At 71.9% G+C, this 12,325-nt stretch carries 7 protein-coding genes; all 7 read right to left on the reverse strand.

Annotated elements, in window-relative coordinates; translation table 11 throughout:
* Positions 1-5,189: amino acid adenylation domain-containing protein (locus ACFPQ9_RS33635; protein ID WP_380861957.1), on the reverse strand; the 5,189-nt coding region annotated here is incomplete at its 3' end.
* Positions 5,190-5,304: 115 nt separating this feature from the next.
* Entirely contained in the window at positions 5,305-5,520 is a 216-nt protein-coding gene (locus ACFPQ9_RS33640; protein ID WP_380861959.1) for an MbtH family protein, read from the reverse strand.
* Between the two features lie 235 nt (positions 5,521-5,755).
* The gene (locus tag ACFPQ9_RS33645; RefSeq protein ID WP_380861961.1) at positions 5,756-8,245 is read right to left on the reverse strand and encodes an FtsX-like permease family protein; all 2,490 of its coding nucleotides are present in this window, start codon (positions 8,243-8,245) and stop codon (positions 5,756-5,758) included.
* A complete protein-coding gene (locus tag ACFPQ9_RS33650; RefSeq protein ID WP_380861963.1) occupies positions 8,242-9,012 on the reverse strand; it encodes an ABC transporter ATP-binding protein in 771 nt (256 codons plus the stop codon). Before ACFPQ9_RS33650 ends, ACFPQ9_RS33645 begins: the two co-directional genes overlap by 4 nt.
* Positions 9,005-10,405, reverse strand: coding sequence for an MFS transporter (locus ACFPQ9_RS33655; protein WP_380861965.1), 1,401 nt, complete (start codon positions 10,403-10,405; stop codon positions 9,005-9,007). Before ACFPQ9_RS33655 ends, ACFPQ9_RS33650 begins: the two co-directional genes overlap by 8 nt.
* Positions 10,402-11,319 (reverse strand): ornithine carbamoyltransferase, encoded by a 918-nt coding sequence (locus tag ACFPQ9_RS33660; protein ID WP_380861967.1) that lies wholly within the window; start codon positions 11,317-11,319, stop codon positions 10,402-10,404. Before ACFPQ9_RS33660 ends, ACFPQ9_RS33655 begins: the two co-directional genes overlap by 4 nt.
* Before the next feature lie 22 nt (positions 11,320-11,341).
* A partial coding sequence (locus ACFPQ9_RS33665) for a non-ribosomal peptide synthetase (RefSeq protein ID WP_380861969.1) occupies positions 11,342-12,325 on the reverse strand: 984 nt, incomplete at its 5' end.

The raw sequence follows: 12,325 nt of genomic DNA on the forward strand, positions 1-12,325 counted from the left end.
GACGTGAACACCGTGTACGCCACCGCATCCAGATCCACGCCCACCTCGGGCGCGGTGTCGGGCAGACCGGAGAAGTCGTCCTCCACTTCCACCACCGGCACCTCGAACCGGTCCGCATATACACGCGACGTCACCGCCACCCGCACACCGGCATCCGCCACCATCCCGCTGATACGGCCGGCCGGCAGCACCGGATCCATCGGCACATACCCCGCACCCGCACGCCACACCGCCAACAACGCCACCACCAGATCAACCGACCGATCCAGCAACACCGCCACCGACGACTCCACACCCACCCCCGCCTCACGCAACCGATGCGCCAGACGGTTCGCGCGCACGTCCAACTCCGCGAACGACAACGCCGTACCGCCCGACTCCACCGCCACCGCATCCGGCCGCCGCGCCACCTGCTCCGCGATCAACTCCGGTACGGAGACCTCGCGCACCGGCACCCCGGAGTCATTCCAAGCGGTGAGTACCCGCTCGCGTTCGCCGGTCGGCAGGAAGGTCTCGCGGGCGTCGCCGTCCACGTCGGCGGACATGGACTCCAGCACCGCCCGGTACATCGCCGCCAGCCGGTCCACCGCCGCGCGGTCGAAGTAGTGGCGGTGGGCGGTGATCACCATGAAGCCGGCTCGGGTGGAGACGCCGAGCGGGAACTCGGTGGGGCTGTCGTCGATCGTGGCCGGGTAGTCGACGAGGTCCTGGTCGACCTGGCGGAAGTTCTGGTAGCTGAAGCGGACGTTGACGAGTCGTTCGGTGTGGGCGAGTTCGCGCTGCATCGCGCCGAGGGGGTAGCGGCGGTGCGGCCAGACCTCGATCTCCTGGTCGAAGACCTGACGGACCAGTTCGCGCCAGGTGCGGGCGCCACGCCGGTGGGCGAACGGCAGCGGGTTGAGATACACGCCGTAGACGCGTTCCGCGCCGGCCGCCTCCGGGCGGGCGTTGGTGACGAGGCCGGTGCAGAATGCCTCCTCGGGGGTGAGCTGACTCATCACCTTGAGGTGGGCGGCGTGCAGCACGCTCTTGATGGGCACTTTGGCCTGGGTGGCGAGGGTGCGCAGGCCGGTCTCCAGGTCGTGGTAGGGCACCCAGGAGCGGTTGAGGCCGCGGGGGGTGGTGGCCGGATCGTCGCCGAGGCCGGAGGGGATCTCGAAGGGGGCGTGCTCGTCGAGGATGCCCTGCCAGTAGGCGCGGTCCTCGTCGGCGGCGAGGGACTCGAGTTCCGCGGCGACGAAGTCCGCGTACCGGATGTCGGGGGTGTCCGGGTCCGGGAGGGGCTCGGCTGCGTGCAGGGCGTGATAGGTGGTGACGATCTCCATCAGGAGGGAGTGGTGGCTCCATCCTTCGAGGACCGCGTGGCATTCGGTGAGGGTCAGCCACCAGGAGCCGTCGTCGCAGGCGTGGCCGGTGAAGCGGATCAGCGGGGCACGGGTCAGGTCGAAGAGCTGGGTGCGTTCCTCGGCCATGTAGGCGCGCAGTGACGCTTCGACGGCGTCGGCGTCCAGCCCGGTGAGGTCCCGCGCGACGACGGGTGAGGTCACGTCGCCGGCGGGGTGCACGAGTTGGAGCGGAACGGAGTAGCCCTCGATGGCGAAGCTGGAGCGGAGGATCTCGTGGCGGGCCAGGACGGTGTCGACGGTCCGCTGGAGGACGTCCGGGTCGAGGGGTTGTTCGTCGAGGATCCGGAAGCAGGTGGAGTTGTGGTAGTGGTTGCGGCCGTCGTCGGCGAGCATCTCCACGACCATGCCGAGCTGCACCTGGGCCAGCGGGTAGGCGTCCACCAGTCCTTCGGGGAGCCGGTCGCGGTCGTCGTCGCCGAGCAGCGCGAAGGGGGCGACGGGCTGCCGGGGGGCGGCGGGGGCGGGGCGGCCGGTGACGAAGGCGACGAGTTCCGCGGGCGTGCGGTGCTCGAAGACGTCGCGGACGGTGACGTCGTACTCGCTGCCCCGCAGGGCGCCGACCAGGGCGACGGCACGCAGGGAGTCGCCGCCCAGGTCGAAGAAGTTGTCCTCGACGCCGACGGTCTCCACCCCGAGGACCTCGCGCCAGACGGCGACCATCTCCTCCTCGGCGGGCGTGCGCGGCGCGACGTGCACGGCGTCGACGCCGAGGGCGCTGCGGTCGGGGGCCGGCAGGGCGGCCTGGTCGAGCTTGCCGTTGACGGTGAGCGGGATACGGCCGACGACCAGGAACGCGGCCGGGATCATGTAGTCCGGCAGGGTCCGGGCGAGCAGGGCGCGCAGTTCGCTGGGCGCGGCGACGGCGTCGCCGGTGGGAACGACGTAGGCGATGAGGCGGCGGTCGCCGGGTGTGTCCTCGCGCGCGACGACCACGGCGTCGCGGACCCGGGGATGCGTGGTGAGGGCCGCCTTGATCTCGCCGAGTTCGATGCGGTGGCCGCGGATCTTGACCTGGTGGTCGATGCGGCCCAGGTAGTCGAGGCTGCCGTCGGGACGCCGGGAGGCGAGGTCGCCGCTGCGGTAGAGGCGGGTGCCGGGGGTGCCGTAGGGGTCGGGTACGAAGCGTTCCGCGGTGAGGGCGGGGCGGCCCAGGTACATCAGGGCGACGCCGGGTCCGCCGACGTGGATCTCGCCGGGCACGCCGACGGGCACGAGTTCGCCGTGCGGGCCGAGCAGGTGGACCTGGAGATCGCGCAGCGGCACACCGACCGGGTTGCCGGTCTCGGCGTCCAGGTCGGCCTCGGTGACGAGGTGGAACGTGGTGTGCACGCAGGTCTCGGTGATGCCGTACAGGTTGGCGATGGCGGTGACGTCGAGGCCGCGGCGCTCCACCCAGGGCCGCAGGGCGGGGACGTCGAGCCTTTCGCCGCCGAACGACACGACGCGCACGGCGAGTTCGGGGACCAGAGGATGGTTCTCGGCGGCCAGGGAGACCAGGCTGCGGAAGGCGGACGGGGTCTGGTTGAGGACGGTGACCTTCTCGTCGGCCAGCACCCGCAGGAAGTCCTCCGGGGACCGGGAGACCTCCGGCGGTACGACGACGAGCCGGCCGCCGTAGGTCAGGGCGCCCCAGATCTCCCACACCGACATGTCGAAGGCGTAGGAGTGGAAGAGGGTCCACACGTCGTGCTCGTCGAAGCCGAAGTGCTCCTCGGTGGCGGTGAACAGGCGCAGCACATTGGTGTGGCTGAGGCCGACGCCCTTGGGCCGGCCGGTGGAGCCGGAGGTGTAGATCGTGTAGATGAGGTCGTCGGGGTGGACGCCGGAGTCCGGGTCGTGCCCGGCGGCGGCTGCCAGCGCGGCGGCCTCGTCCGGGTCGTCGAGGACGACGAGCCGGCCGTCGGCGGCTTCGCGCAGGTGGGCGGCGTGCCCGGTGGAGGTGACGACGAGGTCGGCGCCCGCGTCGCGGAGGGTGTAGGCGATGCGGTCCGTGGGGTGTTCGGGGTCCAGGGGCAGATAGCCGGCGCCGGACTTGAGGACGCCGAGCAGGGCGGGCACCAGGAGCGGGCCGCGGTCGAGGCCGACGCCGACGAGACGGCCGGGGGCCGCCCCGAGTGAACGCAGGTGGTGGGCGAGGCGGTTGGCGCGGGTGTTCAGCTCGGCGTAGGTGAGGCTTTCGGTGCCGCAGACGACGGCGACGGCGTCGGGAGTGGCGGCGGCGCGTTCCTCGACGAGTTGGTGGATGCAGCGGGTGGGCGCGGGGAAGGTGTGGATCTCGGGCAGCAGGACGGCGAGGTCGGTGTCGTCGAGCATGGCCAGACGGGACAGACGGCGGTCGGGGTCGGCCTCGGCGGACACCAGGAGCCGTTCCAGGTGCCGTGCGATGCGCTCGACGGTGGTCCGGTCGTAGAGGGCGGTGCTGTACTCCAGGGTGCCGCTGACGGAGCCGTCGTCGGCCTCGCGGAGCTGGAGGGTGAGGTCGAAGCGGGAGACCTGGGAGGTGGCGGTCAGGGTCTCGGTGTCGACGCCGGGCAGGGTGAAGCCGGTGGTGCGTTCGCGGTGCATGGTGAACGCGACCTGGCACAGCGGGGTGCGCGACATGTCCCGGGCCGGGGCCAGCTCGTCGACGAGACGGGCGAAGGGGAACTCCTGGTGGTCGAAGGCGTCCAGGACGGTCTCCCGGGCGCCGGTGAGGAGCTGCCGGAAGGTCGGGTCGCCCTGCCACCGGCCGCGCAGGACCAGGGTGTTGATGCCGTAGCCGATGAGCCCTTCGAGTTCGGGCCGGTTGCGGCCGGAGACGACCGTGCCCACGGCGATGTCGTCGCGGCCGGTGTAGCGGGAGAGCAGGCCCTGGAAGCCGGCGAGGAGGGTGTGGAAGAGGGTCGCTCCGTGCGCCGCGCCGAGGGCGCGCAGCCGGCCGGTCAGGGGGGCCGGCAGGTGGACGGGGACGGCGTCTCCGGCGTAGGACCGGGTGGAGGGGCGCCGGCGGTCGGTCGGCACCTCCAGCGGGGTGAGGCCGGCGAGCCGTTCGCGCCAGTGGTCGAGCTGTCGGTCGAGTTCCCCGCTGTCGAGGCGGCGGCGCTGCCAGGCCGCGTAGTCGGCGTACTGGACGGGGAGCGGGGCCAGCGGTGAGGGCTCGTCGCGGCCGAACGCCTCGTAGAGCGCGGCCAGTTCGCCGAGGAAGAGCCCCACGGACCACTCGTCGCAGGCCACGTGGTGGAAGACGACGACCAGCAGGTGGTCGTCCTGCGCGACGCGGATCAGCCGGGCCCGCAGCGGGGCGCCGTCGGTCAGGTCGAACGGGCGGCCCGGCTCGGCCTCGGCCAGCAGACGGGCCCGCTCCTCACGTTCGGCGAGGGTGCCGGTGCCGGTGAGGTCGTCGACGGGGAGGTCGAAGTCGCCGGGAGGGTCGATCAGCTGGACCGGCTCGGTGCCGTCGAGGCGGTAGCGGGTGCGCAGGATCTCGTGGCGGGCCACCAGTTCCTGGAAGCCCCGGCGCAGCAGCTCCGTGGAGAGCTGCCCGCGCAGCCGCAGCGCCACGGGGACGCTGTACTCCCAGCTGTCCGGGTCGAGCCGGCTGAGGAACCACATCTGCTGCTGCCCGTGAGAGAGGGCGAGGGGGCCGTCGCGGTCGACGGGGGTGACGGCGGCTCGCCGGCCGCCGCGGCCCCCGGCGAGCCTGGCCCGCACCAGCTCCTCACGCCTGCTGTCGACCGATCCGCTGCCGTCGGCCGTTCCACTGCCGTCGACCTGTCCGCCCGTGCGGACTTCGCCCGTGGTCATGCTGAGCGCCCCTCCCGACCTTTGTTCCGTACGACGTGTCTCGTGTGGTGCCTGCGTGGTGCTGGGTGATGTGCGGTGTGGCGCCACTGCCGGCACCGCGGGCCGTGCGGCGCGGTCAGGCGCCGGCCTGCTCCATGCGCCGGCGCAGACTGGCCGGCCGCAGGTCGGTCCAGACCTCCTCGATCCGCTGGAGGCAGTCCCGCCGCGAGCCCTCGGTGCCTTCCGCCTTCCAGCCGGCCGGCAGTTCCCGGTCCGCGTCCCAGATCGAGTACTGCTCCTCGTCGTTGAGGACGACCCGGTAGATGTGGTGGTCGGTCTGCTCGTCAGCCATGACGGTGTCCCTTCGGTGGTCGGATGCTCGTCCAGCGTCCGACGGCGACCTATACCGGGGCTCTTATCGGCTCTCTTATGGCTCCAGCGGGGATCTGTCGGGGAAAGGCACAAGCCGCCGAGACGGCACACGGCCCGGTCCCGACGGGGGTTCGGGACCGGGCCGTGTGGGTCCGGGGTGGTAAAGGGGGTGCTGGGGCGTGCTGGAGTGTTCTACTCGGCGTGCCGGAGTGTTCTTACTCGCGGGCTCCGATCAGTTGCACGGCTCGGGCCCGCAGCGCCGCGCTGACCGGCAGGACCGTGCCGAGCAGCGCGAGCAGGGTGGAGACCACCGCGACGCCCGTGACCACCGCGTACGGCACGACGATCGGGGTGGTTCCGAAGAGCTGGAGCAGGGCTCCCCACAGCCCGGCCAGGTTGACGGCGGTGGCGGCCAGCGCCAGCACCACGCCGATCGCGGACACCAGGAGCGACTCGGCGACGAAGAACCGCAGCACCTGCCTGGGGGTGGCACCCGCGGTCCGCAGGACCGCCAGGTCGCGCCGGCGGTCCGCGGTGGCCATCAGCAGGGTGTTGAGGATCGCGATGAAGCAGAACAGCATGATGATCACCGCGGTGGAGCGCTGCCTGACCTCGTTCAGGTGCCGGGCGTAGGCGGCCTCGGAGGCTACCAGTTCGTCCCGTGTCATGAAGGTGGCGCCGCTGCCCTCGACCGCCTTGCGGATGGCGGCGGTCGCGGCCTGGCGGTCGGTGCCCTCGTCCAGGCTGATGTACGCACGGCGGGCCAGGCCGTCGCGTGCGAAGAGCGCGGTGTCGGCGAACCGGGACGGCAGATAGGCCACGTCCTCGCCGCGCAGCGCCTCGTACACGGCGGCCACCTTCAGCTTCTGGGTGCTGCCGTCGGCCATCAGCACGGTCTGGGTGGAGCCGAGGTCCATGTGCCACAGGTCGGCGACGGCCATGCTGTTGTCGTCGAGGTCGTCGAGAGAGCCCTCGACCACCTTGAGGTCCATGGTCCGCTTCAGCGCCTCGGGGTCGACGACGAGGCCGTCGTTCTCGTCGTAGCGGTCCTCGTCCTTCCAGTAGACCGTGGTGAGCAGGGGCGCGGCGATCTGTACGCCGGGCACCTCGGCGACCCGGTCGATCACCTCGGTGCTGATGCCGGGGGTGTCGTCGGGGGCGAGGGCGTACTCGGAGACGATCCGGTTCTGCAGGCCGTTGTCCCGGGCCGCGCCCAGGGAGTCGGTGGCGGCGAGCAGGGAGAACGCCAGGCCCACGGTGAGCAGTACCGGCGCGGCCGTCGCCGCGGTCCGGCGGCGGGCGGTCAGCGCGCTCTCCCGGACCAGCATCGCGGTGGGGCCGTTCGCGCGGCGCCACGGCCACATCAGCAGCCGGGCCAACGGGCCCACGGCCAGCGGGGCGAGAACGGCCGCCGCCAGCACCGGCACCATCAGCGAGACCACGTACACCGTGGGCGAGAGCACCGTCACCGGGGAGCCGGTGGCGATCCAGGCGGTCCAGCCGACGCCTCCGAGGAGGGCCACGGCGCCGAGCAGGGCGCGGCCCGGGGTGACGCCCGTGTCGTCCACGGCGGCTTCCCGCAGCGCTTCGACGGGCTGGATGGAACCGGCGCGGCGGGCCGCGGTGGCCGCGCCGCCGACGGACACCAGCAGCCCGACCAGGAAGGCGGCGGCGAGCGGAGCGAGCACGGTCCAGTGCAGGGACGGGGTGACGGTGAACCAGTCCGGCGACACCCCCATGGAGATCAGCATGTCGGCGAGCAACTGGGCCCCGAACAGGCCGAGTACGGTGCCCACGGCGGCGGCCACGCCGCCCACCAGGAGGGCCTCGTTGCGGACCATTTTCCGCACCTGCTTGGGGGTGGCGCCGACCGCGCGGAGCAGGGCGACCTCCCTGCGGCGCTGGACGACCGCGAAGGCGAAGGTGGACGCCACCACGAAGATGGCGGTGGTGCCGGCGACGCTCGCCATCACCGGCACCAGCGTGATCGTGTTGTCGAGGGTCTCGCGGTCCTCGGCCTCGCTGGCGTCGGCCTTGTGCCGGTCCTGGCCGGTGAGGACGTCGGCCTTGCCGCCGACGGCGTCCCGGACCGCGTCCCCGGCGCCGAGCGCCACCAGCGAGTCGATCCGCGGGGAGAGCCGCGCGGCCTCGGTCTCGGAGAAGAAGACGGCGTCCTCGTAGCCGACGGGGGCGACGGTGCCGCTGACGGTGTACGTCCGCACGGTGGACGCCGTCAGTACGGTCACCTTGTCGCCGGTGCGGGCCTGGTCGGAGGGGACGACGATCTGCCCGTCCGAGGTCGGCGCGGCGCCGTCGGTGAGGCGGTAGCCGCCGAAGCGGGCCACCGCCCACGGGTGCCCGACCTGGTCCTCGGGGCCGCCGCGCAACTGCGCGTAGAAGGAGCGGTCGACGACGGTCTCGCCGGTCGCGGCGACCTGGTCGCGCAGTTCGGTGCTCAGCCCGCGGGCCGCCTCGGGAGAGCGCACGCCCAGGTCGTGGTGGGCCGAGTCCCAGCCGTCCGACAGCGGGCGTACGACCGTGTCGGCGCCGGCGAAGCGCTCGACCGGCCGGTCGGGCAGGTCGAACGCCGTCGTCACGAGCAGTCCCATGGCCGCGACCTGCGCCACGCCGAGGACGAGGGCGACGACCGTGCCGAGGAACGAGACCCAGCGTGCCCGCAGGGTCTGGAAGGCAACCCTGATCACGAGGACACCGCCAGGTGCGTCATGCGGGCGGCGACGTCATCGGCGGTCGGCTGGAGCAGCTCTCCCACGAGTCTGCCGTCGGCCAGGAACAGCACACGGTCCGCGTAGGCGGCGACGTTCGGGTCGTGGGTGACCATGACGATGGTGGTGGTCACCCGGTCCTCGGTGCCGGAGGCGCCGGTGGTGTCTCCGCCCGGTCCGGCCAACGCCCTCAGCGTGACCAGGAGTTCACGGCCGGTGGACAGGTCGAGGGCGCCGGTCGGCTCATCCGCGAAGAGCACGGCGGGCCGGGACACCAGGGCACGGGCGATGGCCACGCGCTGCTGCTGTCCGCCGGACAGCTGGCTCGGCCGGCTGCCGGCCTTCTTGTCCAGGCCGACCTGGGCGAGCGCCTGCCGGACCGCGCCGCGCGGGGGCCTGCGGCCCGCCAGCCGCATCGGCAGCGCCACGTTCTGCTCGGCCGTCAGCGAGGGCAGCAGGTTGAAGGACTGGAAGATGAACCCGGTGGAGGCGCGGCGGAGTTCGGTCAGCCGGGTCTCGTTCAGGCCCGAGGTGTCCTGGCCGTCGATGAAGACCCGGCCCGAGGTGGGCCGGTCGAGCCCGGCTGCGCACTGCAACAGGGTCGACTTGCCGGACCCCGAGGGTCCCATGATCGCGGTGAAGCTGCCCCGGGGGAAGGACAAGCTGGTCTCGCGCAAGGCGCTCACCGCGCTGTCGCCGGACCCGTAGGTCTTGGTGAGCGACTCCAGCCGCACTGCGTCATCCATCGGTTCTCCGCGCTTCGTGGGTGAGGGGATCGGCCGGCGTCCCGTCCACGACGGAGGCCGGCGCGGGCACGTCCGGAGCCGGCAGCGCCGCAGGCTCCGACGGGGCGTGCGCCGCGTCCAGTGGTTCGATGCTGTCCGCGCGGTCCTCCTGGGCCGCTCCGGCTCTGCTGAAGACGACGGCCGCGACCAGGGCGAGCACCGCCATCACCGCGGACAGCGCCGCGAGGGTGTGGCGGCTGCCGATCGCCTCCAGCAGGTATCCGGTACCGAGCGCGCCGAGCGAACTCGCCCCGGACACCAGGAGCATGACGACACTGCCGACCCGCCCCTGCATGTCGTTGGGGGTGATGCGCACCTGGTAAGACATGCCGGAGACCGTAACAGTGGCTCCTATAAAAGACGTTATGTAAAAAAGAACACCAAGTGCCGGAGCTTGCCGGAAAAACACCGCTGTGGGCATGACCACGGCCCACGCGGTGTGCGCGACGATCATGATCTGACGCATGGCCAGCCGCCGGTTCAGCCAGCCGCCCGACAGCGCCCCGCACAGCCCGCCCATGCCGCCCGCCGCCATGATCAGCCCGATGGTGCCGGCGGCTCCTCCGTCCTCCCTGATCACCACGGCCACGGTAAGGATCAGCCCCTGGAACACCAGGTTGCTGACCGAGATGATCAGCAGCGCCGTCCTGAAGTAGGCCCTGCCCCATACCCAGTTGAGTCCGGCCGCGACCTCGGAACGCATCCGGCGTCCGGTGCGCCGCGGGCGGGGCGGCTGTCGCTCGCCGCGCAACCGCACCAGGGTGACCAACGACGCCAGGTAGAGCGCCACGCTGGTCGAGAACGGCACCCAGGCGGACAGACCGAACATCGCCCCGCTCGCGGGGTGCCCGACGAAGTTGACGCCGCGGGAGCGGGCCTCGTTGGTGGCCATCGCCGCGCCCAGTTGCCGCGAGGGCACCACGTTGCGCACCATGGCCCGTTCCGACAGCTGGTAGAAGACGGTCATGCTGCTCTGCACGAACGCCACCACGGCGATGTGCCACACCCACACCGTGTCCCCGAGCAGGGAGACGGCGACCGTCGCCACGGCGACCATCCGCACCACGACGCACGTCATCATGACGCGCCGCCGGTTCAGCCGGTCCACCAGGACGCCTGCCGGCAGTTGCACGAGCAACGCCGGCAGCAGCCCCGCGAACCCGACGAGGCCGGCCGCGCTCTCCGACCCGGTGTGCCAGAGCACCAGCAGGGTGAAGGCCATCCCGGAGCAGCGCTCCGCCATCACCGACATCGCCGAGCCGGTCCACAGCAGCCGGAAGTCGCGGTAGCTGCGCAGCGACGGCAGCTTGTGCCTGCCCCTTGCCTTCGGGCGGCCTCTGCGCTTTCTGATCATGAAGGGACGGCCCGGCACCATTCGAGGACCGCCATCGCGCTGTGCAGCTTGTTCGTGGCCTGGGTGAACGCCAGGCTGAGCGGGCCGTCCAGCACCTCCGCGGTGACCTCCTCGCCCCGGTGGGCGGGCAGGTCGTGCAGGAACACCGCGTCCGGGCTGCTCTCCCACAGGGCGCCGGACACCTGGAACGGCGCGAACACCGTGCGCCAGTCCGCGTCCGGTTTGCTGGTGCCGGTGGTCTGCCAGCGCGTGGTGTACACGACGTCGAACCCGGTGGGCAGGGCCGCCATGTCGTGCTGCTCGGACAGCTTCGCCCCGCTGCGCGCCGCCTGCTCGCCGGCGGTGGCGAGGATGTCCGCCGCCAGGCCGTACCCCGGCGGGGTGCGCAGCTCCAACTCGGTGCCCGGGAACCGGGTCAGGGCCAGGGCGAGCGCGGCGGCGCTGTTGTTGCCCTCGCCCACGTACAGCACCCGCAGGCCCTCGACGCGGCCGAAGTGACAGTGCAGGGTGGTGAGATCGGTGAGCCCCTGCGTCGGGTGTTCCTCGGCGGTCATCGCGTTCACCACCGACATCGGCCCGGACGCCGCCCAGGTCCGCAGTTCCGCCGTCGCGTCCGACGTCCTGGCCACCAGCATGTCCAGCATGCCGGCCAGTACCCGGCCGGTGTCCTCGGTGGTCTCCCCCGTGTTCAGCTGGAGGTCGCCGGGCCCGAAGGTCACCGTCTGCGCGCCGAGCCGCAGCGCCCCGGTGGTGAAGGCGGTACGGGTACGGGTGGAGGTACGCCGGAAGTAGACGCCGACCACCTCGTCCCGCAGCGGCTTGGCGACCGCCCCGGCGGCGAACTCCGCCCCGCGGGCGACCAGCGCGCGCAGATCGTCGTCGGTCAGATCGGTCAGTGAGATGAGGTGCCGCATGCGGATGCCCTTTGCTCGTTGGTCAGGAGGATTCGGCGAGCTGTGCGTCGATCTCGGCCCGGACGCGGTCCTCGATCTCCATGGCGAGATGCGCGATGGTGGGCCGCTCGAAGACGACCCGGATCGGCAGGTCGAGGTCGAAGTCCTGCTGCAACCGCGAGACGAGGCGCACCGCGAGGATGGAATGCCCACCGATGTCGAAGAAGCTGTCGTAGACGCTGGCGTTCTTGCCGAGCAGATCGGTCCAGACCGCGGCGATCCGCTCCTCGGCGGGCGTGCGGGGCGCGACATAGGAGTCGGTCGCGGTCTCGTCCGGGTCGGGCAGGGCTCGGCGGTCGAGCTTGCCGTTGGCGGTGAGCGGAATCGCCTCCACCTGCACGAAGACGGACGGGATCATGTACTCGGGCAGGACGTCCGTGAGGTCGGGGGTCTCGCCCACGATGTAGGCGATCAGCCGCTGGTCCTCCTGCGACACGATCACCGCGGCGTCCGTGACCTCCGGCCGAGCCACGAGTGCGGCACGCACCTCACCCAGCTCGATGCGATAACCCCGCACCTTCACCTGGTCATCGATCCGGCCCAGGAACTCCACCGCACCGTCCGAACGCCACCGCGCCAGATCCCCGGTGCGGTACATCCGGCTGCCCACCGGCCCGTACAGATCGGGAACGAAGCGATCCGCCGTACGGGCCGCGTCCCCGACATAGCCACGGGCCACGCCGGTACCGCCGACGAACAACTCGCCGACCGCGCCCACCGGAACCGGGCGGAGGTGGGCGTCCAGGATGCGCATCGCCACGTTCGGCAGCGGACGGCCGATGGGCACCACACCGTCAAACGCCTCCACCAGCGGGAACACACACGTACCCACGGTGGCCTCGGTCGGCCCGTACTCGTTCAGAACCTTCCCGTCCCCCACGCCCCGCCGCCACCGCTCCACGAGAGCGCCGGGCAACGCTTCGCCCGCCACGACGACCTTGCCGGCCAGCGCGCCGATCTCGTCATC

The sequence above is a fragment of the Streptomyces coerulescens genome, assembly GCF_042657965.1.
GTDB lineage: Bacteria > Actinomycetota > Actinomycetes > Streptomycetales > Streptomycetaceae > Streptomyces > Streptomyces coerulescens.

Coding starts and splice junctions, on each gene's coding strand:
- ACFPQ9_RS33650 (WP_380861963.1), bottom strand. CDS start 9,012: ATGGATGACGCAGTGCGGCTGGAGTCGCTCACCAAGACCTACGGGTCC.
- ACFPQ9_RS33655 (WP_380861965.1), bottom strand. CDS start 10,405: ATGATCAGAAAGCGCAGAGGCCGCCCGAAGGCAAGGGGCAGGCACAAG.
- ACFPQ9_RS33660 (WP_380861967.1), bottom strand. CDS start 11,319: ATGCGGCACCTCATCTCACTGACCGATCTGACCGACGACGATCTGCGC.
- ACFPQ9_RS33640 (WP_380861959.1), bottom strand. CDS start 5,520: ATGGCTGACGAGCAGACCGACCACCACATCTACCGGGTCGTCCTCAAC.